The sequence below is a fragment of the Massilia sp. HP4 genome (assembly GCF_005222695.1).
GTDB lineage: Bacteria > Pseudomonadota > Gammaproteobacteria > Burkholderiales > Burkholderiaceae_D > Telluria.
Genome location: NZ_STGG01000022.1, coordinates 1 through 24,007 on the forward strand (window position 1 = coordinate 1; position 24,007 = coordinate 24,007).

The following is a 24,007-nucleotide window of genomic DNA, read 5'->3' on the forward strand; positions in this document are numbered from 1 at the left end:
AGGCCTTGCAGCGCGGCCACCGCCAGGCATCAGGCCAGCAGGGCGGCCACGAGGCACAGGATTACCCCGGCGCCGGGCCGCGCCGCGATGCGGGCATAGACGATGCTGAAGACGACGATGGCCAGCACCGCCAGCAGGGTATTGGCGGCGGCGATGGCGGCGAAGTCGCTCCCCTGCTCGAGCGCGATCGCCAGCAGGATCGGGCCCGAGACGATGGGGAAGGCCGACAGCCAGCCGGCCACGCCGGGGCCCCAGCGGCGGCCGGCAAGGGTGACGAGGGCGATCAGGGACGGAACGAGCAGCAGTTTCAGGACGAAAGGCATGGTTGGGCTTGTGATGGTGCGGGCGCTGGCGCCCCAATGAAAAACGCCCGCCGGTGAGGGCGGGCGTCGGTCGAGACTACGCCGTTGCCGGCGCAACCGTCAAGCTCACAGCACGTCGCTGGCGTGGTCGGCCAGGCGCGAGCGTTCGCCGCGCGCCAGGGTCACGTGGCCGCCGTGGCTCCAGCCCTTGAAGCGGTCGACCACATAGGTCAGGCCGCTCGAACCCTCGGTGAGGTAAGGCGTGTCGATCTGCGCGATATTACCCAGGCACAGGATCTTGGTGCCGGGGCCGGCGCGCGTGACCAGGGTCTTCATCTGCTTCGGCGTCAGGTTCTGCGCCTCGTCGATGATGAGGAACTTGTTCACGAAGGTGCGGCCACGCATGAAGTTGAGCGACTTGATCTTGATGCGCGAGCGGATCAGGTCTTGCGTGGCGGCGCGGCCCCAGTCGCCGGCATCGCCGTCCGACTTCATGAGCACCTCGAGGTTGTCGTCGAAGGCGCCCATCCATGGCGACATTTTCTCTTCTTCGGTGCCCGGCAGGAAGCCGATGTCCTCGCCCACCGGCACCGTCACGCGGGTGACGATGATCTCGTTGTAGAGCTTGGTCTCCAGCACCTGCGCCAGGCCGGCCGCCAGCGCCAGCAGGGTTTTACCAGTACCGGCCTGGCCCAGCAGGGTGACGAAGTCGACCTCGGGGTTCATGAGCAGGTTGAGGGCGAAATTCTGCTCGCGGTTGCGCGCCGTGATGCCCCAGACGTTGTTCTTGTTGTGGCTATAGTCGCGCAGGGTCTGCAGCACGGCGGTCTTGCCGTTGATCTGCTTGACCTGGGCGTACAGCGGCGACTGGCCGTCCTTCGGCTCGAGGAACACGAACTGGTTTGCCAGCAGGGTCGGGATGACGGGGCCGGTAACGCGATAATAGGTCGCCGAGCTGCCGTTCTTGTTCTCTTGCCAGGATTCGACGTCCTTGCCGTGCTTGTCCCAGAAGTCGTCCGGCAGCTGGACGATGCCCGAGTACAGCAGGTCGGTGTCTTCGAGCACGTGGTCGTTGAAATAATCCTCGGCCGGCAGGCCGATGGCGCGCGCCTTGATGCGCATATTGATGTCTTTCGACACCAGCACGATGGCGCGGCCCGCCATTTGTTGTTCCAGCGCGCGCACGACACCCAGGATCTGGTTGTCGGCCTTGCCGGACGGCAGGCCTTCGGGCAGGGCGGCGCTGTGCAGGCGGGTCTGGAACAGCAAGCGCCCCTTGGCATCCTTGTTGCCCAGCTTGGACAGCGGAATGCCGGACTCGATCGCGTCGTCGTCGACGTTGGCGATCAGGGCGTCGAGCGTGCGCGACACCTGGCGTGCATTGCGCGCCACTTCGGACATGCCCTTCTTGTGGTTGTCCAGCTCTTCGAGCGTCATCATCGGCAGGTAGACGTCGTGCTCTTCGAAGCGGAACAGCGAAGTCGGATCGTGCATCAGCACATTGGTGTCGAGCACGAACACCTTGGTGGTGCCGGAACGGTCGGCCTTGCGGCTGGCGGACGACTTGATGGTGACTTCGACCGGCTTGTGCTTGGCCGGATGCGGCTGGTCGGCATCGGTTTCGCGCAGCCTGGCTTGCGCCGGCGCGGCTTCCGGCCAGTTCTGCTTGCCTTGTTTGGCAGTCTTGCGCTCTGGCTGGACAGCCTGTTCGGCGACGGCTGGCGATGCTGCGACAGGTTTGACGACCGCGGGCGTTTGCGCCGCGGCGAGGGTGTCTTGCGCCTTGCGGCGTGCGCGCGATTTCGGCGTCGGCACGGCCTGGCCGCTGATCAGGTCCTCGACGTCGTCGTTGGCCTGGGCCGAGACGGGACGTACCGGCGATTTGCCGGGTTCGGCCTTGGGGTAATCTTTTGCCAGCAGCATGGTCGCTGGCTGGGTAGGCATCTTTGGCAGTGGCATCAGGTTCTCAATCTAAAAAAGTCTGGATGGACGTGCGCGCGCGGGCCACGTGGCGCGCTGCCGCACGGATTCGATGCTACTAAGGTGGGTCGCGGAAGGACCGCGCAAGGGAACTGCGAGAACAAATGTTTGCAGGTTGGCCGAGCCTGGAAATGCCCTGGCCCGGCGGGAAACCAGATTGGATTGATGCGGATGTGTTGCGGGTTGACTCAAAATAAGGATAGCGATCCAGCAGGTTGAACAACTGGAGCCATCCATGAATTCAGGGCTGGCTCTTCAAAAATTCCAGCACTTCGGCGACGTGATCGTTGACTTTCACGCCACGCCATTCTTTCACCAATCGGCCTTGAGCGTCAATGACAAACGTACTGCGCTCGACCCCACGCACCTGTTTGCCATACATATTTTTCATCTTCATGACATTGAATTGCGTGCACACGGCTTCGTCAGCGTCGGAGATCAGCTCGAAGGGCAGGCCAAGCTTGCCTTTGAAGTTCTCGTGCGAGCGCAGCGAATCGCGGCTCAGGCCGACGATGTCGGCGCCCAGGGCCTGGAATTCGGGCCAGGCTTCGCGAAACGCGATGCTCTCGGTGGTGCAGCCCGGGGTATTGTCTTTCGGGTAGAAGTACAACACGGTGTACCTGGCGGGACGGCCAAGCAGCTCGAAGGTCTGGCCACCGGTCATCGGGGCGGAAAATGGGGCGATGGTTGCTTGGCTCTCGGCCACGGGCTTCTCCTGGCAGTGACAGCGCGACGCGCTGCCGTAATAACCTCCCGGCGCGTGATGGCGGGGAGCGGCACTGGCATGATAATCCGTCCATACCTCCTGCCGCTAGTGCCCGCCCGGGCAGAAACACGATATTTACCCGGATTTGGAAATGTTTCTGCCAATTTAAGACCTGGCTAATCCGCTCAGGCCCCGATGATCAGGGCCAGCGTGACCTTGCGGCCTTCGCCCATCAACACGTTATAGGTGCGGCAGGCAGCCTGGTTGTCCATGCTCTCGACGCCGATGTGCATGGCCGACAGGCTGGCCACCAGGCGCGGATGCACGAAACGCTGGCGCTCGCCGGTGCCGAGGATGACGACGTCTGGTGCATCCCTGGCGATTTCCTCGAAATGGGCAGCGGTGAGATCGTCGAAGTGCGTCACGCTCCAGGGGCGTGGAGGGATCTCGGGCAACACCGTCAGGCTGTAATTAAAGCGTTCGGCATTGATTTCGACGCCCGAGGCGTCGTAGCCGGTGACGGTCTGGTATTGTTGGGTGTTGTCGGAATGAAGCTTCATGGCGGTGCTTGAATGTGGTGTGCTGGGTGAAGGCCCATTGTAACCGGATCGGCAAGGTTGCCTAATTGGGGCGGTTTCGGCAGAATGGTATTTTTCGCACTGCAACAGAGCACGCTCACACCAGGGGACATCTTGAGACCGATCGCCAAATCCAACAAGCTCGACGACGTCTGCTACGAAATCCGCGGACCGGCCCTGGACCAGGCGCGCCAGATGGAAGAAGACGGCCAGAAGATCATCAAGCTCAATATCGGCAATCTCGCCGTGTTCGGCTTCGACGCGCCGGACGAGATCGTGAGCGACATGATCCGCAATATGCACGGGGCGGCCGGTTATACCGATTCGAAGGGCATGTTTGCGCCGCGCAAGGCCGTCATGCACTACACGCAAGAGAAGAATATCGCCGGCGTGGGCATGGATGATATCTACCTCGGCAATGGCGCCTCAGAACTGATCGTGATGGCGATGCAGGGCCTGCTGAACAATGGCGACGAGGTGCTGGTGCCGGCGCCCGATTACCCGCTGTGGACCGCGGCGGTGAGCCTGGCCGGCGGCGCGCCCGTCCACTATGTATGCGACGAGGGCTCGGGCTGGATGCCCGACATCGAGGACATGCGCCGCAAGATCACGCCGAATACGCGCGCGATCGTGGTCATCAACCCGAACAACCCGACCGGCGCCCTGTATCCGCGCGAAGTGCTGCTCGACATCATCGAGCTGGCGCGCCAGCACCAGCTGATCGTCTACGCCGACGAAATCTACGACAAGACCCTGTACGACGGCGCGGAGCACGTCTCGATCGCATCGCTGGCCGATGACGTGCTGTTCGTAACCCTGAACGGCCTGTCGAAGAACTACCGTTCCTGCGGCTACCGAGCCGGCTGGATGGTGGTCTCGGGCGAGAAGCGCCACGCGAAAGGCTATATCGACGGCCTGAACATCCTGGCCTCGATGCGCCTGTGCGCCAATGCGCCGGGCCAGTTCGCGATCCAGACGGCGCTTGGCGGCCACCAGAGCATCAAGGAGCTGGTGGGGCCGGGCGGGCGTCTGCTGAAACAGCGCGATCTCGCGCACAAACTGCTTACCGAAATACCGGGCGTGTCCTGCGTCAAGCCAAAAGCCGCGCTCTACATGTTCCCGCGCCTCGATCCGAAGATGTATCCGATCACGGACGACCAGCAGTTCATTTGCGAACTGCTGTCCGAGGAAAAAGTGCTGCTGGTGCAAGGCACCGGCTTCAACTGGATCGCCCCAGACCATTTCCGGCTGGTGTTCCTGCCCAATTCCGACGACCTGACCGACGCTTGCGGACGCATCGCGCGCTTCCTCGACGGTTACCGACGACGCCATGCCTGAACCGGGCTGGTGTCCAGACCATCAAGAGAAACAGATTTTATGAAACCGATTCAAGTTGGCCTCCTGGGTATCGGCACCGTCGGTGCCGGCACCTTCAACGTCCTTCGACGCAACCAGGAAGACATCCGCCGCCGCGCCGGCCGCGGCATCGAGATTGCGATGATTGCGGCGCGCAATATTGAGCGCGCACGCGAAGTCACCGGCGGCGCGGTCGAGATCGTGGCCGACCCGTTTGCGGTGGTCAACAATCCGGATATCGACATCGTCGTCGAGCTGATCGGCGGCTACGAGCTGCCACGCGAGCTGGTGCTGCAAGCGATTGCCAACGGCAAGCATGTGGTCACCGCCAACAAGGCATTGCTGGCGCTGCACGGCAACGAGATCTTCGCGGCGGCCCAGGAAAAGGGCGTGATGGTGGCCTTCGAGGCGGCCGTGGCCGGCGGCGTGCCGATCATCAAGGCACTGCGCGAAGGCCTGACCGCCAACCGCATCGAATCGGTGGCCGGCATCATCAACGGCACCACCAACTTCATCCTGACCGAGATGCGCGAGAAAGGCCTGGACTTTGCCACTGTGCTCAAGCAGGCGCAAGAGCTCGGCTATGCCGAGGCCGACCCGACCTTCGACATCGAGGGCGTCGATGCGGCCCATAAACTGACCATCATGTCGGCGATCGCCTTCGGCATCCCGGTGCAGTTCGACAAGGCGTATATCGAAGGCATCAGCCAACTGCAGGCGGCCGACATCCGCTACGCCGAGCAACTGGGCTACCGCATCAAGCTCCTGGGCATTACGCGCCGCACCCACACCGAGGCGGGCGAAGGCGTCGAGCTGCGCGTGCACCCGACCCTGATCCCGTCCTCGCGCCTGATCGCGAATGTCGAAGGCGCGATGAACGCGGTGCTGGTGCAGGCCGACGCCGTTGGCGCTACCCTGTACTACGGCAAGGGCGCCGGTTCGGAACCGACCGCCTCGGCCGTGATTGCCGACCTGGTCGACGTGACCCGCCTGGCGACGGTCGATCCGTACAGCCGCGTGCCGCACCTGGCCTTCCAGCCGAACCAGATGACCGACGTCGCGATCATGCCGATGTCGGAGATCACCAGCAGCTACTACCTGCGCGTGCACGTGCAGGACAAGCTGGGCGTGATGGCCGACCTGACCCGCATTCTGGCCGACGCCGGCATCTCGATCGATGCCGTGCTGCAGAAGGAGCCGGGCGACCAGGTCGATATCGACATCATCATGCTGACGCACCAGACGCGCGAAAAGAATATCGACGCGGCGATCGCCAAGATCGAAGGCTTGCCGGCGGTGATCGGCAAGGTGACGCGGATTCGCCTGGAAGCACTGGGCTGAGCTAGGCTCCGTCGACGCCACTATCGTATGCACGCCGATCTCGCTGCGCGGGATCGGCGTTTTTACGCTGGCGGTGCAAGGTTGGCAATTCCTCGTCATCGTCCAGGAGGGCGGTAGTCAGGGCGATCAAATCTTGCTCGATATGTTCGAACAGCGCATTGGCGACGCTGGCGTAGCTCATCTGGAAGTTGGCGGAAGTCATCCGCGGATTCTACGCGCGCTGCATTGCACCAATGTGCCAGATCAAGCTGGATTTGACCGGCTTCAATCGTCTGTCTCGTACTATCGGACAAGACTTGCAGTATCAATTGAGAATACGCAAGCGTGAATCTGAGAAACAGCGTTTGTTCCGCTGTGCTTGCCGTTGTACATTACGCACTCCACAATACCCGAGCTTCCCAGATGAGCCAACCGAGCCAGTTTTCCCTGCTGACCCAACGCCGTTTCGGCCCGTTCTTCTGGACCCAGTTCCTGGGCGCCTTCAACGATAACCTGTTCAAGACCGCGCTGCTGGTCGTCATGACCTATGACGCGATCAACTGGACCACGCTCGACCCGTCCCTGCTGAACAACCTGATCCCGGGCCTGTTCATCCTGCCCTATGTCGTGTTCTCGGCCACCTCGGGCCAGATCGCCGATAAATTCGACAAGGCCAGGCTGGCGCGCATCGTCAAGGTCGCCGAGATCGCAATCATGCTGGTGGCCGGCATCGGCTGGTACACGCATACCCTGTGGCTGCTGATCGCGGCGGTGATTGGCATGGGCATGCATTCGACCCTGTTCGGGCCGGTCAAGTACGCCTACCTGCCGCAAAACCTCAAGCCCGACGAGCTGGTCGGCGGCAATGGGGTGGTGGAGATGGGCACCTTCGTCGGCATCCTCTTGGGCGAGGTGGCCGGCGCGGTGCTGGTCGGCTACAAGCCGCACGGCATCATGCTGGTGGCCGGCGCCACCCTGCTGTTTGCCGTGCTGGGCCTGGCCACCGCCTGGCGCATCCCGCCATCGCCGGCGCCGGCGCCCGAGCTGCGCATCAGCCGTAATTTCATCGCCGAATCGTGGCGCAACCTGTCGTTCTCGCGCCAGAACCGCACGGTATTCCTGTCGATGCTTGGCAATTCCTGGTTCTGGTTCTATGGCGCCCTGCTGCTGGCCCAGTTCCCGGTGTTCTCGAAAGACTACCTGATGGGCGACCACAGCGTGTTCGTGCTGTTGCTGACCGTGTTCTCGCTCGGCATCGGCATCGGTTCGCTGCTGTGCGAACGGTTGTCGGGCCACAAGGTCGAGATCGGCCTGGTGCCATTCGGCTCGATCGGCCTGTCGGTGTTCGGCATCGACCTGTATTTCGCCAGCGAAGCGTTCACGGCCGGCGGCGCCATGGTGGACTGGATGACCTTGCTCGGCCAACCGGGCGCGCTGCGCATCCTGGGCGACCTGGTGATGATCGGCGTGTTCGGCGGTTTCTACATCGTGCCGCTGTTCGCCCTGATCCAGACACGCTGCGACCAGAAGCACGTCTCGCGCACGATTGCCGGCATGAATATCCTGAACGCGATCTTCATGGTGGCGTCGGCCGGCGTCGCCATCCTGCTGTTGGGGCAGGGCTTCAGCATTCCCGAACTGTTCCTGACCACGGCCCTGCTCAATGCGCTGGTGGCGGTGTACATCTTCTCGCTGGTACCCGAATTTTTGATGCGCTTCCTGGCCTGGCTGCTGATCCATACCGTGTACCGGGTGCGCACGCTGGACACGGCGCGCATCCCGGCCGAAGGCCCGGCGGTGCTGGTGTGCAATCACGTCAGCTATGTGGACGCGATCGTGATCAATGCGGCCAGCCCGCGGCCGATCCGCTTCGTGATGGACCATCGCATCTTTAAAACGCCATTCCTGCGCTGGATATTCCGCGCGGTGAACGCGATTCCGATCGCGCCGGCCAAGGAAGATCCGTGGACGATGGAAAAGGCGTTCGTGGACATCGCGCAGGCACTGCACAACGGCGAGCTGGTGTGCATCTTCCCGGAAGGGCGACTGACCTCGACCGGCGAGATCAACGAATTCCGCAACGGCATCGCCAAGGTCGTGGAGCGCAGCAAGGTGCCGGTGATCCCGATGGCGCTGCGCGGCCTGTGGGGCAGCTGGTTTACGCGCGACAAGAGCAATCTGTTCGGCCGCCGCGTCGCGCGCGGCATGCGTTCGCAGCTGTCGCTGGCGGTCGGCCAGCCGGTGGCGCCGGAGCTGGCGACGCCGGAATACCTGCAGCAGCAGGTGATGGCGCTGCGCGGGGACTGGAAGTGAGTGGCTGTTGTTCATGGCCCAGCGAAGATCGTGCGCCGTATGGCAAAAACGCAAGATTTTTTCGCTGGCTCTGATATAATTGTTGGCTAGTCGGGGCGTAGCGCAGCCTGGTAGCGTACGTGCATGGGGTGCACGGGGTCGGAGGTTCGAATCCTCTCGCCCCGACCAATAGAATCAGCGAAAAAGGCCAACTGCAGAGTTGGCCTTTTTCGTTTCTTACTGGAAGTGCATATCCTGGCCGCATATTGCAGTCTGGGCGACAACACGTCTACAATCGACAATCCGCCCACCTTCCAGTCCTGCACATGGCAAACCAGATTGCGCTTCCGGAAAACCTGGTCGATCTATCGAGCGTCGTGCGCAGCTGGAATGGCGTCGACGTCGTGCTCACCGAGTTTTCAGCCACCGGCCGCGTGCTGCTCCAGCTGGCGCACGACGACCAGTCGCGACTGGGCATGATCCTCGACGAAGTCGGCGAAGGCCGCGCCGAGCCGCGGCTGCGCGGCAACGTGCCCTGTCCGATCGACTACAAGCCGCGCCAGATGCACTTCACGCCCGCAGGGATGCCATTGTGGGGATACAGCGACGACGTTCGCTACGCCCGTGACATCAACCTGTGCTTCGATATCGGCGCGCTCGGCGAGCGCTGCGAGATCGAGGTGCCGCACGACCTCGCCGGCACGCCGCGGATGCGCTTCATCGACGATGGCATCCATGCGCTCGTCGGCCTGCTGGCGGACGCGGTGAGCGATCCGGATCCGTCCGCGCAGTTGTATGGCGACGCGCTTGTGTCCGCGATCGCGATCCGGCTGTTGCGCAGCAATCGATCCGACGCCAAGGGGGCGGCCAGGCTGTCTGCCTCGCAGCTGAAAGATGCGCTGGGTTTCCTGGAAGCGAGCCTGCCCGCCAGGGTCGACCTGGCCACGCTGGCGGGCCTTGCGGGATTATCCCAGTCCCACTACCACCGGGCCTTCAAGGCCTCCACTGGCCTCGCGCCCTACCAGTGGCAGTTGCTGGCGCGCATCGAGCGCGCCAAGGCGCTGCTGCTCGACACCCTCGCTTCGCTCGACGATGTGGCCGCAGCGACCGGCTTCGCGGATGCCGTGCATTTCGGCCGGACCTTCCGCAAGCTGACGGGCGCCACCCCGTCAGCCTGGCGCAGGGACCGCTTGAGCTAGGCGAGCGGCCTGCGCGCCCGGTACTCGGTTCAGGCCGGTGGGGTCGTTTGCAGCAGTTGCAGTTCCCAGGCCAGCGCGACGCCGCTCGCGCCGCCGTGTTCCAGCACCACGCTCGAGAGCGCGGTGGCCGATTCCACGCGCGCCCAGTCGCGCTGCCACTCCGAGATCACCGCCATCCAGGTGATCGGCACGGCGCCGGCCTGCACCAGCCTGCGCACCGCCATATCGTGCGCCTCGGCCGACACGCCGCCCGAGGCGTCGGTCACGATGAACACGTCATAGCCTTCGCCCAGGGCCTGGATCGCCGGCATGGCCAGGCAGATCTCGGTCCACAGCGCCGCCAGGATGAGCTGCTTGCGGCCGCTCTGTTTCACGATGTCGGTGACGTTCGGGTCTTGCCAGGTATTGATGAAGGTGCGGTTGATCGGCTTCTGGTCGGGGAACACGTCTTGCAGTCCCTTGATCAGGTTGCCGCCGCGCTCCTCGATCACCGTCGTGAGGATGGTCGGGACGTCGAACACCTTTGCGGCCTTGGCCAGGCCGACCACGTTATTGACGATCATCGTCGGTTCGTGGCTGTGCAGGTTGGCGAACTGGTAGGGCTGGTGGTCGATGAGCACGAGGATGCTGTCTTCGGGGCGAAGCAGGGCGGGAAGTCCGGTCTTGGACATGTAACACTCCTTGGTGGATGTGGCGTTCGTGCGCCGTTGCGAAAGACTGTGACCGGGCGACGCCGCCGCCTGTCGGTCACGCAAGGATGGTGCCATGGCAGCTTGCGCATGGCACTGACTCGTCTTGCGCCTGACAGTCTGAATTGATCGCCGGGTTCCACCCCGGTACCGCGTCCCTCAGGAGACGCGCGGCGCCACTTCGCCCAGCACGGCCAGCAACTGGCCGACGTCCACCGGCTTGACCAGGTGCCTGGCAAACCCGGCCTGTTTCGACGCCGCCATGTCCTGGGGCTGGCCGTAACCGCTCAGGGCGATCATCACCGCAACGGCCAACAGCGGCGCCGCGCGCAGCCGTCCCACCAGTTGATAGCCATCCAGGTCCGGCAAGCCGATATCGAGCAGGCACACGTCGAAGCCGTCTGTCTGCGCCCGGCGCAGCGCCGCCATCGACGAATCTTCCACCCGCACGGCGTGTCCTACCGCCGACAGCACTATGCCCAGCGATTCGGCCGCGTCGCGGTTGTCGTCAACGATCAGGATGCGCAGCGCGGGGCCCGCGGCCAGCGTGGCGTCCAGCTCGCCATGCCCTTCATGGGCAGCGCCGTCGGCGCCAAGCGGCAGCACGACGCTGAAGCAGCTGCCGCGCCCCGGCCCAGCGCTGTGCGCCTCCACCTGCCCGCCATGCAGGTTGACCATGCTGCGCACCAGCGCCAACCCGAGCCCGAGGCCGCCCTGGGCGCGGTCCGGCGTACGCTTGGCCTGCGTGAACAGTTCAAAGATATTGGGCAGCAGCGCGGCCTCGATGCCGATGCCATTGTCCTTGACGCTCAGCTTGACCTGGCCCGCATCCGGCACCGGGTCGGCGCAGACCGTGATTTCGCCGCCATCCGGCGTGTACTTGGCCGCATTGTTGATCAGGTTGGCCATCACCTGCACCAGGCGCTTGCGGTCGCCGGTGACGCTGACATTGGCGGCGCCGAGCCTGGTCGACAGGGTATGGCCCTTCTTTTCGATCAGCGGGCGGGCCTGCTCGATGGCGTTCTGGATCACCGACTTGAGGTCGACCGGCTCGCGCTCGAGCTCGACCAGGCCGCGCGTGACGCGCGAGACGTCGAGCAGGTCGTCCACCAGTTCGACCATGTGGCGAACCTGGCGCCCGATGACGTCGCTCGCATGGGCGATGCGCTTCGGATCGGCGCCGGACAGCTTGAGCATCTGGGCGGCGGTGCTGATCGGCGCCAGCGGGTTGCGCAGTTCGTGGGCCAGCATCGCCAGGAACTCGTCCTTGCGCGCATTGGCCGCCTTCAGTTCCTCGGCCGCCAGCTTCTGGTCGTGCATGTCGGTGACCGTGCCCATCCAGCGGATGACGCGGCCGGCCTCGTCGCGCACCGGCAGCGCGCGGTTCAGCACCCAGCGGTACTCGCCGCTGTGATGGCGCAGCCGGTGCTCGATCTCGAACAGCGCGCCCGTCGCCAGGCTGTCGGCCCATAGCGCCTGCAGCCGTGCGAGGTCGTCGGGATGGATGATCGTCACCCAGCTGGTGCCCAGCAGCTCGGCATTGGACAGGCCGGTGAAATCGCTCCAGCGCCGGTTGGAGTAGTCGTTCTGGCCGTCGGCCCGGCTCGACCACACCATCTGCGGCATGGCGTCGGTGATGGTGCGGAACTTTTCCTCGCTCTCGCGCAAGGCGCGCTGGGTGTCGACCTGGTCCGTGAGATCCATCGAGGCCGCCACCGCGCCGCTGACAGCGCCATCCTCGGCGCGGATCGGCGTGGCGCGGGTGAGCAGGATGCGCCGTTCCTGCGGCCGCCCGAAGGGCTCGATCTCGACGATGTCGGCGTCGACCTCCTCGCCGCGCAGCGCGCGCGCCAGCGCCCACTCGGCCGGTGCGATGCGCCTGCCATGGCGTTCCGAACCGTCGGCCCACCAGCCGCGCCACTCGGCATACTGGTCCTGGCTGGTGGACATCGGGTGTTCGCCCCACAGCTGGCGGTTCATGCGGTTGACGGCCGACAGCGCGCCATGCTCGTCGACATAGACGATGCCGACCGGCGCAGAGCTGAGCAGGGCGTCGAGGCGGCGGCGGTCGGCTTCGGCCTGGCTTGCCGCGGCGCGCGCTGCGGCCTCGCTGGCCTGCAGGATCCGCTCGGCGTTCTTCTTTTCGGTAATGTCGGTAAACAGCAGGGCCACCCGGCGTTTGCCAGGGTGGTCGATCGGGCTGGCGTAGACGGTGAACCAGCGGCCCATCGCTTCCGAGCCTTCCTCGAAGCGGCGCGCCACGCCGCTGCGCGCGATCGCGTCGTAGGTGTCGACCCAGCCCTGTTCCAGGCCCGGCACCAGATCGCGTGCGGTCTTGCCGACGCTGTCGACCAGGCCGGTGTGGCGGGCAAAGGCGTGGTTCGCCTCGATGAACCGGTAGTCGATCGCGCGGCCGTCGGCATCGTCGACCATCTCGATCAGGCCGAAGCCGTCGTCCATGGTTTCGATCAATGCGTGATTGGTTTGCCGCAGGCGTTCGCGCAACACGTGATCTTCGGTGACGTCGTTGCAGATCACCAGCACGCCGTGGATGCCGGTTTCGTCCTCGATCGGGCTGTAGCCATAGGTCCACCAGACGTCTTCGCGCCGGCCGTTGCGGGTCAATGGCACCAGCCGGTCCTCATGCCAGGCGCTGGCGCCTTCGCGCATCACTCGCTCGATATCCGGCCCGATCAGGTCCCAGGCTTCTTCCCAGCACGGCCGGCCGGGCTGGCCCAGCGCGGCCGGATGGCGTTCCGGTCCCATGGTCTGGCGGTAGCCGTCGTTGTAGAACTGGATCAGATCATCGCCCCACCAGATGAACATCGGGTGATTGCTCGACAGCAGCACCCGCAGCACGGTCTTGAGGGTCGAGGGCCAGCCGCCGGGCGGGCCGAGGGGGCTGTCATGCCAATCGTAGGCGCGCATGAGGGCGCCCATCTCGCCGCCGCCGGCCATGAAGCTGAAACTGGAATTCAAAGTGATCGGGATAGAAGGTGGGTAGCCGTACACGATACGGCTTGCTTGATCGCTTGGCAACTGTAATGGTGCGTGGCAATACCTGGCTCAGGCCGACGCGTTGTCCTCCAACTGCTGTTGCTCGGCCAGGAAGCGGTGGACCTGGGCCACGACCGCCGCGCCTTCTCCCGCTGCCGCGGCGACGCGCTTGGTCGAGCCGGCGCGCAGGTCGCCCACGGCGAACACGCCGGGCACGCTGGTCTCGAGATCGCGTCCGCCATGCTGCCGGTTGGCATCGAAGCCGGTCAGTACGAAGCCCTTGCGGTCGAGTGCCACGCCGCATTCGAGCAGCCAGTCGCTGTTCGGGTCGGCGCCGATGAACAGGAACAGGTGGTGGGTGTCGAATACCGTGGGGGCGCCGCCGCTGCGGCTGCGGCAGTGCACCCGCTCCAGGCCGCTTGCATCTCCCTCGAGCGCGGCCAGTTCGAGCCGGGTATGCAGCACGATGTTGGCGGTGGCGGCGATGCGCTCGATCAGGTAGCTCGACATGCTCGCTTCCAGCCCGCTGCCGCGCACCATCAGGTGCACGGTCTTCGCGTGCGCCGCCAGGTAGACGGCGGCCTGGCCGGCCGAATTGCCGCCGCCGACCAGCACCACGGTCTGCTGGCGGCACACCCTGGCTTCGACCGGCGACGCCCAGTAATACACGCCGCGGCCCTCGAAGCGGGCCAGGTCGTCCAGGTCGGGCTTGCGGTAGCGCGCGCCGGCCGCCAGCACCACGCTGCGTGCCCGCGCGCAGGTGCCGTCGTCCAGTTCGATGCGTAATGGCCGCTCGTGGCACAGGAGGCGCATGGCCGGCGCGGGGATCGCGATCTCGGCCCCGAACTTGCTGGCCTGGACGAAAGCGCGGCTGACCAGGGCGTGGCCCGAGATGCCGGTCGGGAAGCCGAAGAAATTCTCGATGCGCGCGCTGGCGCCGGCCTGGCCGCCGTAGGCGCGCTGTTCGAGCACCATCACCGACAATCCCTCGGAGGCGGCATACACGGCCGTCGCCAGGCCGGCCGGGCCGGCGCCGACCACCAGCACGTCATAGACCATGTCGCGCGTGATGCGCGGCATGGTGCCCAGGAAGCGGCCCATCTCGAGCAGGCTCGGGTTCTTGACCACGAAGCCGTCCGGCATCGCGACCAGCGGCCAGTCGTGCTCCTGGCGCCAGTGTTCGCGCACCAGCTGGGCGGCGTCCTGGTCCGATGTCGGGTCGCGCCGGGTATAGGGCTGCGCGTTGCGCGACAAAAAGCTCTCGAGTTCGAACAGGCGCGCGTGGCCCGGCGGCCCGATCAGGATCGGTCCGGTCGGCTGCTCGCCGATCAGGCGCGCGCGGCGCAGCATGAAGGCGCGCATCACGCGCTCGCCCAGCACCGCCTCGGCCATCAGGAGCGCGCGCAGCGCATCGGGGGCGAGCACCAGCGCTTCCAGGCGGCCGACCGCGACGCCGTCGACCAGCGGCGGACGGCCCGACAGCTGGGACACCTCGCCCGTGAACTGGCCGGGATCGAACAGGTGCACCTCGACCCGATGACCGAGGGCATTGCTGCGGCTGCAGCGCAGCTGGCCGGACAGCACCACGACCATGCCGGGCGAATCGACCAGGGCCCGGAACACGAAGTCGCCGTCGTGCCAGCTGCGTTCGGTGGCGAAGCGGCGGATGCGCTTGATGTCGTCGTCGCCGAGGACGGGATAGACCTGGTGGCCGCGCGTCTTGAGGTCGATCAGGTAGCGCGGATCGATGACGGATGGTTCCGATACGGGTTCTGGCGTGCTGTCGTTCATGGCGGCTCTCGGCGGGTTTTGCGACGTTGTCTCGGTACGTTGGCTCGGTGCGCCTGGATGGTACGCTGGCGAGTGCATGGTAATGCAGGCGCACCGCTTTGTAAGCTATACCCTAGGATGGGTTCACAATGCGGGTAATTCCCTTTCTATTCAGCGCTGGCGCTGCAGGCGCAGCAGCAGCCAGCCGGCCACCGTGGTGAAGGCCACGACCAGGCCCAGCGCGATCCAGAAGCCGTGGCCCTCGTCGGCCAGCGGGATGCCGCCCACGTTCATGCCCAAGAGGCCGGCGATCAGGTTGATCGGCAGCGCCATCACCGTCACGATCGTCAACAGGTAGAGGCTGCGGGCATTGTCTTCGTTGACGCGGGCGGCGATTTCTTCCTGCAGCAACTTGATGCGCTCCTGCAGCGCGGCCAGGTCGCTCAGCACCACCGTGAATTCCTCGGTCGCCTGGCGCAGATCCTGGCGGTCTTCGCCGTCGACCCAGGTCGGCGGGCGTTGCAGCAGGCGGAACAGGGCGGCCGGTTCCGGCGCCAGCAGGCGCTGCAGGCGCACCAGCACGCGGCGCAGCGAGCCCAGGTCTTCGCGCTGGCGGGTCAGGCGGCCGGCCAGCAGCCGGTCTTCGATGGTGTCGACCCGCGCCACCGCCTCGCGCACGATATTTACCAGCACGTCGGCCTGGTCGCGCAGCAGGTGGATCAGGAGTTCGCTCGACGAGCGCAGCGGGGCGCCCTGGCGCACGTCCTGGCGCAGGCGCTCGATCGAGGCCAGGGGCTTCCTGCGCGCGCTGATCGCGACGTGCGGGGTGACGTGGACCCACAGGGTCGAGATCTCGGCGCTGTCGAGCGAAAAGCCGTGCAGCACGTCGTTGACGACCGCGATCAGGGCATTGTCGGCCAGCTCGATGCGGGTCGAGCGCGAACCCTGGTGCAGGGTTTCATAGAATTCGTCGGCCAGCGCGGCGTGGGTGCGTAGCCAGCGCTCGCTGGCGGTGTTCGACAGGTTGAAGTGCAGCCAGATGAACTGTTCCGGTTGCGGATCGCGCATCCAGGCCAGGGCCTCGTGGGCGCCGATCGGCGCCGCGGTGGCATCGTGCTTGAACAGGAATCCCCACACCAGGCCCGAATCGTCGGAGCCGTAACTGAAACCGGGAGCCGCCATCTGCGTCATCGACCTTCCTGCCTGAATAAGCGATAGGTAATTGTAGAGCGTTCCGGGCGGGCGATGTTGGGTTCGGGCGACACCTCCGAGCGACCTTGCAATGTCATCAAGTTGAAACCAACTGTCGTTAAGATTGCTCCTGTGTCTCTCCGCGTGATCCCTCAACCGGATACTGCGTTTTCCGTCGGCTTCACGGTCGACGGATTTTTTTATCTGCACGATGGGCCGTCCTCGATGGCTCGATGAAAGGAAACAGATGCAAGTCTCAGAGCTCGACCGCCGCGGCGCGGCGCCGACCGACATGGCTGACAATTCCCTTGCCAATCCGTATGCGGGCGCGACCCATGTCGTGCGCCAGGGCATGGTCATCCAGGCCAGCTTGGGCACCCGTAGCGCCGTCGAATTCCTGAAGCAGCACGGCGTGCATGGCGCCGTGATCCACCGCGTGCTGATGGGAGAGAACGTACGCGACGCCGACCAGTCCGCGCTCGACGCGGTGGCGCTGCGCGACGATGACGTGGCGATCGACGATCCCAGGATGTGATTGCCGGCCCGCCCGTACCCCATGCGGGTAGGCGGGCCCTGGTTATGCGTGCTCGGTCAGCTCGCGCAGGATGGCGCACTGGCCGGCCGGGCGCGCCGAATCGCAGCGTCCGCGCAGGTTCGACAGCTCGGTGCGCAGCTTGCTCAGTTCGAGGATCTGGCGGTCGATCTCGGATAGCTGATGGTCGACCAGCGCATTGACCCCGCTGCAGGAACGCTCGGGCTGGTCCTGGTAGCCGAGCAGGGTCTCGACCTCATTCAGGGACATGCCCAGCGACCGGCAGCGGCGGATGAAATGCAGCCGCTCGGCGTGGCTGGCATTGTACATCCGGTAATTTGCCTGCGACCTGACCGGTGGCGGCAACAACCCTTTTTGCTCATAGAAGCGCACCGTCTCGGACTGGCAGCCCGTCAGTTTCGCCAATTCTCCAATACGCATCAGCATGGATTTCCTCGCTTGACCTTGTAGTAACTACAGGGATTCTAATGCAGATATCGTCATTCGAGGTGCTCGTCATGTCTGCCTGTTGTTCAGGACCCTGCAGTTCTTCCACGCCGCCGCCCGACGGGCGTTACCGCAAGGTGCTGTGGGCGGCGCTGTTCATCAATTTTCTTATGTTCGGCGTCGAGCTGGCCAGCAGCATGGCGGCCGGTTCGGTGTCGCTGCTGGCCGATTCGGTCGATTTTTTGGGAGACGCCGCCAATTACGCGGTGTCGCTGTTCGTGCTCGGGATGGCCATGGCCTGGCGTTCGCGCGCGGCGTATGCCAAGGGCGTCGTGATGGGCGCCTTTGGCTTGCTGGTGCTGGCGCGCGCGCTGTGGTTCGGGCTTGACGGGCATGTGCCGCATGCCGGGACCATGGGCGTTATCGGCTTCGCGGCGCTGGCAGCCAATGGCGCGGTGGCGGCCATGCTGTATGCGTTTCGGCATGGCGACGCCAATATGCGCTCGGTGTGGCTGTGCACCCGCAACGACATGATCGGCAACCTGGCCGTCATGCTGGCCGCCCTCGGCGTGTTCGGCACCCGCGCCGGATGGCCGGACATCGTGGTGGCGAGCATCATGGCCTGCCTCGGCCTGTGGGCCGCGCGCGAGGTCATGCGCCAGGCGCGCGCCGAGTTGCGTGCGCAGGCGGCAACGGCAGGCGTGCAGGCCTCGTCGCCTGGCGTGCAGGCGCCGTCGACCGACTTGCCCGTGCCACTGCCGGCGCCGGTGCATATCATCGAGATCCGTCAGCGCTAAAGCATTCATCGCAGCTCGCCGTGCTGGGCGATCAGCATGGCCGCGCTGTACAGGTCGGGCGCCATGCGCGTGGGCAGGCGGCGCGGGCCGAGTCGCCATTCGGTCTCGCTGCCGTTGTCGATGAGCAAGGTGCGGCAGCCGGCCCGGTTGCCGGCTTCGACGTCGTGCAGGATGTCGCCGATCATCCAGGAAGCGCGCAGGTCGATGGCGTGCTCGTGCGCCGCGCGCAGCAGCATGCCGGGCGAGGGCTTGCGGCAGGCGCAGGTGAAGGCGTAGTCGCTGACGGTGCCCAGCGGATGGTGCGGGCAATAATAGAACCCCTCCAATGCGAGCTGTTCGCGAAACAGCAGGTCGTTCAGGCGGTCGGAGACCGGTCCCATCGCGTCTTCGCCGAAACAGCCGTGCGCGATGCCGGACTGATTCGACACCACGAACAGGCGGTAATCGAGGCCGGCCAGCAGGCGCAGCGCCGGACCGGCGCCGCTCACCAGGCGGATGCGGCGCGGCTCGGCATTGAAGGGAATATCGTCGACCAGCGTACCGTCCTGGTCGAGGAAGATGGCTTTCATGCGCTTGTCTTTCAGTGCGAGGTGGCGGATACGTGCGCCTGGCCGGCCATGCCCATGGCACGCGCCAGCAATGGCTGGCGCTGCAGGCGGGCCAGGCATTGGCACAGGTTTTCGGGATCGCGTGGGGGAACCAGGTAGCCGGTGACGCCATCGCGCACGGTGGCCGTGATGGCGCAGGCCGCGGTGCCGATCGCGGTGCTGACCGTCGCGTCGACCGCAGTACCTCCCGCAGTGCCGACGACAGGCAGGGCGCAGGACATCGCCCTGGCCACTGCGCTCGCCGCCGCGGGCGATGGATGCCAGGGCGTGCTCGCGAACACGTCGGCGGCTGCATGGCAGTGGTCGAGAAACGTATGCGGCTGGCACGCGGCGAAGCGGATGGCTCGCCCCACGCCGAGTTCGCGCGCAAGCTGGCGCAGGCGTGTGAGTTCGGTGTCGTTTCCGCTGTCGCCCCCTCGCTCATCGTCCCCCTTATCGCCTCGCTCATCGTCTCCCTCATCGTCTCGCTTATCATCTCCCTTATCGTCTCGCCTGCCACTTCGCTCACCGCCGATCACGATCAGCATCGTATCGACCCCATGACGCTGCTGTAGCATCGCGCACGCCAGGATGACGGTGTCGATGCCGTCGCGCGGCGCGATCGGGCCCACGGCTGGGCCGGCGCACAAGACCACGAAGCGCGATGGCGCGAGGTCCAGGCGCAGGCGCGCCACGCGCGCGGAGGGCAGGCGCATGGCGCTCAGGCGAAGCGCACGCGGTAGCGCACCGCACCGGCCAGGCGCCAGAACACGGACAGGGGCGGCAGCAGGAACGAGGTGATCGCCATCTCGGCCACGTGCGAGGCGCTGTGGGCCGTGCCTTTCAGGCGGCGCATGCACAGGCGTAGCGTGAGCGTCAGCCAGGCCAGCGTGGCGGCCAGCGCCAGCCAGCGCACGCCCAGCGCCCAGCAGGGCAGGGCCAGCAGCAGGGCGGCGACGATGGCGTAGTGGTCCCAGCAGGGGCGCGGTTCGATGCGCTCGCGGTACAGCGCCGGATGCTTCTTGTACAGCAGCGCGTCGAATACGGCGTGGCGGATCTGCAGCAGGCTCGCGCCCCATGGCGCCGGACGCACCGGATGCACGGCCAGCGCCTGCGGCGCGCGCACGATGCGGATGCCTTGTTCGAGCAGGCGGAAATGCAGGTCGGCGTCGCTGCCGCGCTGGACACTGAAACGCTCGTCGAAGCCGTCGAGCTTTTCGAGCACCGGCTTGTGCATGAAGCAGTTGGCGCTGGTGAAATCGGCGCGCTCGTGCGCATGCGCGCTAAGCTGGCGGTCGGTGGGGCGGGCCGGCACGGGCGTTTCGATGCGCCCGCATACCACCTCGGCGCCGCCGTCGAAGGCGGCCAGCCCCTGGGCCAGCCAGTCGGGACTGGGCACGGCATCGTCGCTGGTGAACGCAACGATGCTGGCGCGCGCCGCCCGCCAGCCGCGGTTGCGCGAGGCGCCGGGACCGCGCGGCCCGGTGTTGGCGACATAGGCCAGGCGCGGCCCGCGCTCGAGCGTGCGGGTGCGCCAGCCGGCCACCAGGTGCAGCGTGTTGTGGTTGGGTTCGTCGTCGACAACGATGACTTCGATGCTGCGCGGGTCGACGCTCTGGCGCATCAGGGCGTCGAGGCTGCGGTCGAGCAGGTCCATGCGGCCACAGGCCGGCAGCACCACGGATACCGTGGGCGTGGCGATATTGGGGGCATCTTCCGTTGCAGGCATAGGGGTCTCCGCTGGTCTGGCCACGGCGTGATCGTGGCGATGTCGAGCGGTTCGATTGCCTTGCACCCGGCCCGGTTCCTCCGGTCCGGTACGGCTTGGAGCTGGATCAAGCTCTACGCCGGAAAAGCAAACGGCCCCTGGATGGGGCCGCTTGTCATGCAAAAATGGCGGGGTCAGCCGCGCGAGAAGCCGGTATCGTCGTCCATCTTGCGGTCGCCCGCCAGCTTGTTGGCGCCGCCCGGGCTGCGCGGGTAGCCGCCGGCGGCATCGTTCGACTGGTGCACCGGATTCGGTTCGGCATGCATGCTGCCGCCGACCTGGTAGCCCTCGCCCTCGGTGCGCGGTCCCGAGTTGCCCGGACTGCGCGGCAGGCCGCCAGAGACGTTGTTCGATTGATGAACGTCTTCGGTGCCGGTATCGCGCGCGCCGGCGCCGGACTGCGAACCCTGGCGATCGGTGCTGCGCTGCACCTGGCTGGCGCTGGCGTCCTGGGTATCGGCGCGGTTGTCGTCGGCCCCCTGGCGGTTGCCATAAATGTCGCCATGTTGAACGCCCGGCACGCCGGCCTCGGTGCCGACCGGTTCAGGCGGCACGGTGCCCGGCACGCGGCCGTCGCGGCCCGGCTCGCCGGCATGCAGTTGCGGATGCGCCGGATCCTGCGGATTGAGCGTGTCGCCAGTCTGGGTCTTGCCCTGGCGATTGGCCACGTCTTGGCTCACCGAGACGCCGGTATCGCGCTGGCGGTTGCCGAGCGGCTGCTCCAGCTTGCCCCAGGCGTCGGAATGCATTTCCATCTGGCGCTGATGGCTATCGCTCACGCCCTGGGTCGCACCCGAGCCGCCGGTCTGCTGGCCCTGCATCGAACCCGGATGCGCCATGCCGGTGCCGGTGCCCGCGCCATCCACCGCGCCTTCGCCGCGCTGTTCACTGGCGCCATGCGGATGGGTGTGGTCCATCGGACCGCTCGTGGTATTCCCTTTGGCGCCTGGCGTCCATTTTTCGTTGGCGCCATTATTGGTTTGGTTGTTCATTTCGCTGCGTTGATTCGCGTCCATGTCGGTCTCCTTTGCATTGCGAGGCGGGCAGGTTTAAGTCCTGCCGGATAGCATCATCATGCTCGCCTCCCGGCGGGCACAGAATAGGAAGAGGTAGGGGAGGGATGTAGGACTGATCCTGTCGAGTTTGTTGACGACTGGAAGTTCTTTTTCGCAGATGCATTATTTGTCGCGCGAAGTCCTACAAAGTCATCTGAAATGCTCCTATAGCCGCATCGGAGATGCCTGCCTAAGATGGGCTTCGACTCATCGTTCGCCGGTCAGACGCCGGCGGCGATCGGGTCTTCAAGCCTGCCGCAGGACGCGGCGGTTTCCACAAGTGTATAAGGGAGAACGTCATCATGGCCTCAAGCAACCAAGGTAACAAGCAATCGGGCAACCAAGGCAATAGCCAGAGCACTGCCAGCGGCACCCGTAACCGCGGATTCGCCTCGATGGATCCGGCGCGCCAGCGCGAAATCGCCAGCCAGGGTGGCAAGGCCGCCCACGCCAAGGGTACCGCCCACGAATTCACGTCCGAAGAAGCCCGTCGCGCCGGCAGCTTGAGCCACGGTAATCGCCAGTCGGCCAACGCCAGTGCCGGCGGCGCGGCGCGCACCTCGAGCAAGAGCGGCAACCGCCAGAGCGCACAGGGCGGCAACCGCAGCGGCGGCTCGAAAGAATAAGCAGCCAGCCGGCGTGCGTGCCGGCGCCAGACCACACGGGAAGCCATGCGCTTCCCGTTTTGCTTTTAATACACACATAACGAGGAAGGGATTTGGTAGAATCGCTGCGCCTTTTTCAACCTTCCCCAAGGAACAACGTCGTGAAACCAGCGGTCATTCGTCAAGTCAAGAGCCTGTCCATGTCCTGCGACCGGGTCGGCAACCTGTTGCTCACCAAGTTCTCCACCCAGGGTGCGAGCGACCTGGCCATCCACATCCCGGCCACGATGGTGTTCTGGCTGCTCAAGCACTTGCCGGTCAACCGCGATACCAGGCTGAAACCGCCGCCAGCCGGCCCGATCATCGGCCAGGCCGACTGGGACAGCCCCACGCCGCGCGCGCAATACGTGAACTGCAAGGAATTGCCAAACGCAATCCGCATGCACTTCGTGCTCGACAGCAAGTCCGACCTGACCGTCGTGCTCGATCGCGGCAACGTCGAATTGATGCGCCAGATCATGGCCATGTACACCAAGGACCTGATCGACCTCGACGCACAGTAAACACGCGCCAGCGCCCCGGCGTGGCCCGACCGGTCGGCGTGGCCGATCCGGTATCATGGCCGGGCTGGCAGAAGCCGGCGTCGGGCTGCGCCCGGCGCCCGTTCGACCCCCTTACCGTCCCCAGCGACGGGCCATGAAAGGATTCCTACGATGCCCATCAAGATCAGCACGATGTTCGACTCCGGCTCGATCGACGTCGTCCGCGCCGACAACCCGAAACAGATCGACCTGAACCTGCGCAAGGATTCGCACGCCGACATCCACCAGTGGTTCCACTTCCGCCTGCAGGGCGCGCGTGGGCAGGCCGTCACGATGCGCTTCCTGAACGCCGGCCAGGCCACCTATCCAAAGGGCTTCGAAGGCTACCAGGCGGTAGCGAGCTACGATACCGAGAACTGGTTCCGGGTTCCCACCAGCTTCGATGGCCAGGTGATGACGGTCGAGCACACCCCGGAACTGGACAGCGTCTACTACGCCTATTTCGAACCCTACACCTGGGAACGCCATCTGCGCCTGCTGGGCGAAGTGGCCGAGAATCCGATTGCGCGCGTGCACGACATCGGCAGCACGGTCGACGGCCGCGACATGAACCTGGTAGTGATCGGCAACCCGCAGGCCGAGAAAAAAATCTGGGTCATCGCGCGCCAGCACCCGGGCGAATCGATGGCCGAATGGTTTGTCGAAGGCATGATGGATGCGCTGCTCGACAACGCCAATCCGGTCGCGCGCAAGCTCTTGCAGCGCGCCGTGTTCTACATCGTGCCGAACATGAACCCGGACGGTTCGGTGCGCGGCAACCTGCGCACCAATGCCGCCGGCGCCAACCTGAACCGCGAGTGGATGACGCCCTCGCTCGAGCGCAGCCCCGAAGTGTACTGCGTCAAGAAAAAGATCGAGGAAGTCGGCATCGACATGTTCTTCGACATCCATGGCGACGAAGCGCTGCCCTACAACTTCGTGGCCGGCTGTGAAATGCTCGAAGACTTCACGGCCGAACGCGCGCTGGAGCAGAGCACCTTCATCGACCGCTATATCTCGTGCAGCCCGGATTTCCAGAAGGAATACGGCTACGCCGCCAGCAAGTACAACGACGAGCTCCTGACCCTGGCCTCCAAGTACGTGGGCCACCATTACAAATGCCTGTCGCTGACGCTCGAGATGCCGTTCAAGGACAATGCCAACCTGCCCGATCCGCATGTCGGTTGGAACGGCGCGCGCAGCGCCGGCCTGGGTGCGGCGATGCTGCAGCCGATCCTGCAGGCGCTGGGCTGAT

At 65.4% G+C, this 24,007-nt stretch carries 23 protein-coding genes and 1 tRNA gene; 10 read left to right on the forward strand and 14 right to left on the reverse strand.

The features are described 5' to 3' along the window. Nucleotides 1–29: 29 nt before the first annotated feature. The 4 genes from E8M83_RS10530 to E8M83_RS10545 all read right to left on the reverse strand — a co-directional run bounded on the left by E8M83_RS10530 (nt 30) and on the right by E8M83_RS10545 (nt 3,548). Entirely contained in the window at nt 30–323 is a 294-nt protein-coding gene (locus E8M83_RS10530) for a hypothetical protein (protein WP_137173323.1), read from the reverse strand. Between the two features lie 105 nt (nt 324–428). Next, nucleotides 429–2,261, reverse strand: coding sequence for a PhoH family protein (locus tag E8M83_RS10535; RefSeq protein ID WP_137173324.1), 1,833 nt, complete (start codon nt 2,259–2,261; stop codon nt 429–431). Nucleotides 2,262–2,523: 262 nt separating this feature from the next. Next, the gene (locus E8M83_RS10540; RefSeq protein ID WP_267874207.1) at nt 2,524–2,988 is read right to left on the reverse strand and encodes a peroxiredoxin; all 465 of its coding nucleotides are present in this window, start codon (nt 2,986–2,988) and stop codon (nt 2,524–2,526) included. A gap of 185 nt (nt 2,989–3,173) precedes the next feature. Next, a complete protein-coding gene (locus E8M83_RS10545) occupies nt 3,174–3,548 on the reverse strand; it encodes an Mth938-like domain-containing protein (protein ID WP_137173325.1) in 375 nt (124 codons plus the stop codon). 84 nt (nt 3,549–3,632) lie between these two features. On the opposite strand from E8M83_RS10545, the gene E8M83_RS10550 reads away from it, so the two are divergent. Together E8M83_RS10550 and E8M83_RS10555 are read left to right on the forward strand one after the other, a co-directional pair. Next, a complete protein-coding gene (locus E8M83_RS10550) occupies nt 3,633–4,904 on the forward strand; it encodes a pyridoxal phosphate-dependent aminotransferase (protein ID WP_137173326.1) in 1,272 nt (423 codons plus the stop codon). Nucleotides 4,905–4,943: 39 nt separating this feature from the next. Then, nucleotides 4,944–6,263 carry a homoserine dehydrogenase gene (locus tag E8M83_RS10555; protein WP_137173327.1) on the forward strand — a complete coding sequence of 440 codons (1,320 nt, stop codon included), beginning with the start codon at nt 4,944–4,946 and terminating at the stop codon, nt 6,261–6,263. A gap of 1 nt (nt 6,264) precedes the next feature. On the opposite strand, the gene E8M83_RS10560 is transcribed toward E8M83_RS10555, so the two are convergent. After that, nucleotides 6,265–6,465, reverse strand: a complete 201-nt coding sequence (locus tag E8M83_RS10560) for a hypothetical protein (RefSeq protein WP_137173328.1) — start codon at nt 6,463–6,465, stop codon at nt 6,265–6,267. Between the two features lie 200 nt (nt 6,466–6,665). Between E8M83_RS10560 and E8M83_RS10565 the strand changes: the two genes are divergently transcribed. From E8M83_RS10565 to E8M83_RS10575, 3 genes are all read left to right on the forward strand, one after another. Beyond that, the gene (locus E8M83_RS10565) at nt 6,666–8,555 is read left to right on the forward strand and encodes an MFS transporter (RefSeq protein ID WP_137173329.1); all 1,890 of its coding nucleotides are present in this window, start codon (nt 6,666–6,668) and stop codon (nt 8,553–8,555) included. Between the two features lie 91 nt (nt 8,556–8,646). Further along, a tRNA-Pro gene (locus E8M83_RS10570) sits at nt 8,647–8,723 on the forward strand. 137 nt (nt 8,724–8,860) lie between these two features. After that, complete coding sequence (locus tag E8M83_RS10575; protein ID WP_137173330.1) at nt 8,861–9,733, forward strand: helix-turn-helix domain-containing protein; 873 nt, start codon at nt 8,861–8,863, stop codon at nt 9,731–9,733. 29 nt (nt 9,734–9,762) lie between these two features. Here the strand turns inward: E8M83_RS10575 and E8M83_RS10580 are convergent, their stop codons facing one another. From E8M83_RS10580 to E8M83_RS10595, 4 genes are all read right to left on the reverse strand, one after another. After that, nucleotides 9,763–10,404 (reverse strand): hydrolase, encoded by a 642-nt coding sequence (locus E8M83_RS10580; RefSeq protein WP_137173331.1) that lies wholly within the window; start codon nt 10,402–10,404, stop codon nt 9,763–9,765. Nucleotides 10,405–10,581: 177 nt separating this feature from the next. Further along, nucleotides 10,582–13,401: a PAS domain S-box protein gene (locus tag E8M83_RS10585; RefSeq protein ID WP_137173332.1), complete on the reverse strand. Its 2,820-nt coding sequence runs from the start codon at nt 13,399–13,401 to the stop codon at nt 10,582–10,584. A gap of 87 nt (nt 13,402–13,488) precedes the next feature. Further along, nucleotides 13,489–15,210, reverse strand: coding sequence for an FAD-dependent oxidoreductase (locus E8M83_RS10590; RefSeq protein WP_137173333.1), 1,722 nt, complete (start codon nt 15,208–15,210; stop codon nt 13,489–13,491). A gap of 150 nt (nt 15,211–15,360) precedes the next feature. Further along, entirely contained in the window at nt 15,361–16,380 is a 1,020-nt protein-coding gene (locus tag E8M83_RS10595) for a transporter (protein WP_137173334.1), read from the reverse strand. A 247-nt stretch (nt 16,381–16,627) separates the two neighbouring features. Here E8M83_RS10595 and E8M83_RS10600 point away from each other — a divergent pair, with 247 nt between their 5' ends. Next, complete coding sequence (locus tag E8M83_RS10600) at nt 16,628–16,915, forward strand: hypothetical protein (RefSeq protein WP_137173335.1); 288 nt, start codon at nt 16,628–16,630, stop codon at nt 16,913–16,915. A gap of 42 nt (nt 16,916–16,957) precedes the next feature. Here E8M83_RS10600 and cadR read toward each other — a convergent pair whose 3' ends face one another. After that, nucleotides 16,958–17,359 carry a Cd(II)/Pb(II)-responsive transcriptional regulator gene (gene cadR, locus E8M83_RS10605; protein ID WP_229491488.1) on the reverse strand — a complete coding sequence of 134 codons (402 nt, stop codon included), beginning with the start codon at nt 17,357–17,359 and terminating at the stop codon, nt 16,958–16,960. Between the two features lie 71 nt (nt 17,360–17,430). Here cadR and E8M83_RS10610 point away from each other — a divergent pair, with 71 nt between their 5' ends. Continuing rightward, nucleotides 17,431–18,156, forward strand: a complete 726-nt coding sequence (locus E8M83_RS10610) for a cation transporter (protein WP_137173336.1) — start codon at nt 17,431–17,433, stop codon at nt 18,154–18,156. Between the two features lie 5 nt (nt 18,157–18,161). Here E8M83_RS10610 and E8M83_RS10615 read toward each other — a convergent pair whose 3' ends face one another. The 4 genes from E8M83_RS10615 to E8M83_RS10630 form a co-directional block, all read right to left on the reverse strand. Next, nucleotides 18,162–18,725: an HAD-IIIA family hydrolase gene (locus E8M83_RS10615; protein ID WP_137173337.1), complete on the reverse strand. Its 564-nt coding sequence runs from the start codon at nt 18,723–18,725 to the stop codon at nt 18,162–18,164. A gap of 11 nt (nt 18,726–18,736) precedes the next feature. Continuing rightward, entirely contained in the window at nt 18,737–19,459 is a 723-nt protein-coding gene (locus tag E8M83_RS10620) for a glycosyltransferase (protein WP_137173338.1), read from the reverse strand. Nucleotides 19,460–19,464: 5 nt separating this feature from the next. Then, nucleotides 19,465–20,472 (reverse strand): glycosyltransferase family 2 protein, encoded by a 1,008-nt coding sequence (locus tag E8M83_RS10625; protein WP_137173339.1) that lies wholly within the window; start codon nt 20,470–20,472, stop codon nt 19,465–19,467. 173 nt (nt 20,473–20,645) lie between these two features. After that, complete coding sequence (locus tag E8M83_RS10630; RefSeq protein WP_137173340.1) at nt 20,646–21,527, reverse strand: hypothetical protein; 882 nt, start codon at nt 21,525–21,527, stop codon at nt 20,646–20,648. 341 nt (nt 21,528–21,868) lie between these two features. On the opposite strand from E8M83_RS10630, the gene E8M83_RS10635 reads away from it, so the two are divergent. The 3 genes from E8M83_RS10635 to E8M83_RS10645 all read left to right on the forward strand — a co-directional run bounded on the left by E8M83_RS10635 (nt 21,869) and on the right by E8M83_RS10645 (nt 24,006). Beyond that, nucleotides 21,869–22,192 (forward strand): KGG domain-containing protein, encoded by a 324-nt coding sequence (locus E8M83_RS10635; RefSeq protein WP_137173341.1) that lies wholly within the window; start codon nt 21,869–21,871, stop codon nt 22,190–22,192. 140 nt (nt 22,193–22,332) lie between these two features. Beyond that, on the forward strand, nt 22,333–22,734 hold the full coding sequence (locus E8M83_RS10640; RefSeq protein WP_137173342.1) for a hypothetical protein: 402 nt from the start codon (nt 22,333–22,335) through the stop codon (nt 22,732–22,734). 150 nt (nt 22,735–22,884) lie between these two features. Then, a complete protein-coding gene (locus E8M83_RS10645; protein WP_137173343.1) occupies nt 22,885–24,006 on the forward strand; it encodes a M14-type cytosolic carboxypeptidase in 1,122 nt (373 codons plus the stop codon). Nucleotide 24,007: the final 1 nt, after the last annotated feature.

Bases quoted from the DNA above. Each gene is read 5' to 3' on its own strand.
- E8M83_RS10530 (WP_137173323.1), bottom strand. From the start codon at position 323: ATGCCTTTCGTCCTGAAACTGCTGCTCGTTCCGTCCCTGATCGCCCTC.
- E8M83_RS10535 (WP_137173324.1), bottom strand. From the start codon at position 2,261: ATGCCACTGCCAAAGATGCCTACCCAGCCAGCGACCATGCTGCTGGCA.
- E8M83_RS10545 (WP_137173325.1), bottom strand. From the start codon at position 3,548: ATGAAGCTTCATTCCGACAACACCCAACAATACCAGACCGTCACCGGC.
- E8M83_RS10550 (WP_137173326.1), top strand. From the start codon at position 3,633: ATGGTATTTTTCGCACTGCAACAGAGCACGCTCACACCAGGGGACATC.
- E8M83_RS10555 (WP_137173327.1), top strand. From the start codon at position 4,944: ATGAAACCGATTCAAGTTGGCCTCCTGGGTATCGGCACCGTCGGTGCC.
- E8M83_RS10560 (WP_137173328.1), bottom strand. From the start codon at position 6,465: ATGACTTCCGCCAACTTCCAGATGAGCTACGCCAGCGTCGCCAATGCG.
- E8M83_RS10565 (WP_137173329.1), top strand. From the start codon at position 6,666: ATGAGCCAACCGAGCCAGTTTTCCCTGCTGACCCAACGCCGTTTCGGC.
- E8M83_RS10575 (WP_137173330.1), top strand. From the start codon at position 8,861: ATGGCAAACCAGATTGCGCTTCCGGAAAACCTGGTCGATCTATCGAGC.
- E8M83_RS10580 (WP_137173331.1), bottom strand. From the start codon at position 10,404: ATGTCCAAGACCGGACTTCCCGCCCTGCTTCGCCCCGAAGACAGCATC.
- E8M83_RS10590 (WP_137173333.1), bottom strand. From the start codon at position 15,210: ATGAACGACAGCACGCCAGAACCCGTATCGGAACCATCCGTCATCGAT.
- E8M83_RS10595 (WP_137173334.1), bottom strand. From the start codon at position 16,380: ATGACGCAGATGGCGGCTCCCGGTTTCAGTTACGGCTCCGACGATTCG.
- E8M83_RS10600 (WP_137173335.1), top strand. From the start codon at position 16,628: ATGCAAGTCTCAGAGCTCGACCGCCGCGGCGCGGCGCCGACCGACATG.
- cadR (WP_229491488.1), bottom strand. From the start codon at position 17,359: ATGCTGATGCGTATTGGAGAATTGGCGAAACTGACGGGCTGCCAGTCC.
- E8M83_RS10610 (WP_137173336.1), top strand. From the start codon at position 17,431: ATGTCTGCCTGTTGTTCAGGACCCTGCAGTTCTTCCACGCCGCCGCCC.
- E8M83_RS10615 (WP_137173337.1), bottom strand. From the start codon at position 18,725: ATGAAAGCCATCTTCCTCGACCAGGACGGTACGCTGGTCGACGATATT.
- E8M83_RS10620 (WP_137173338.1), bottom strand. From the start codon at position 19,459: ATGCGCCTGCCCTCCGCGCGCGTGGCGCGCCTGCGCCTGGACCTCGCG.
- E8M83_RS10625 (WP_137173339.1), bottom strand. From the start codon at position 20,472: ATGCCTGCAACGGAAGATGCCCCCAATATCGCCACGCCCACGGTATCC.
- E8M83_RS10630 (WP_137173340.1), bottom strand. From the start codon at position 21,527: ATGGACGCGAATCAACGCAGCGAAATGAACAACCAAACCAATAATGGC.
- E8M83_RS10635 (WP_137173341.1), top strand. From the start codon at position 21,869: ATGGCCTCAAGCAACCAAGGTAACAAGCAATCGGGCAACCAAGGCAAT.
- E8M83_RS10645 (WP_137173343.1), top strand. From the start codon at position 22,885: ATGCCCATCAAGATCAGCACGATGTTCGACTCCGGCTCGATCGACGTC.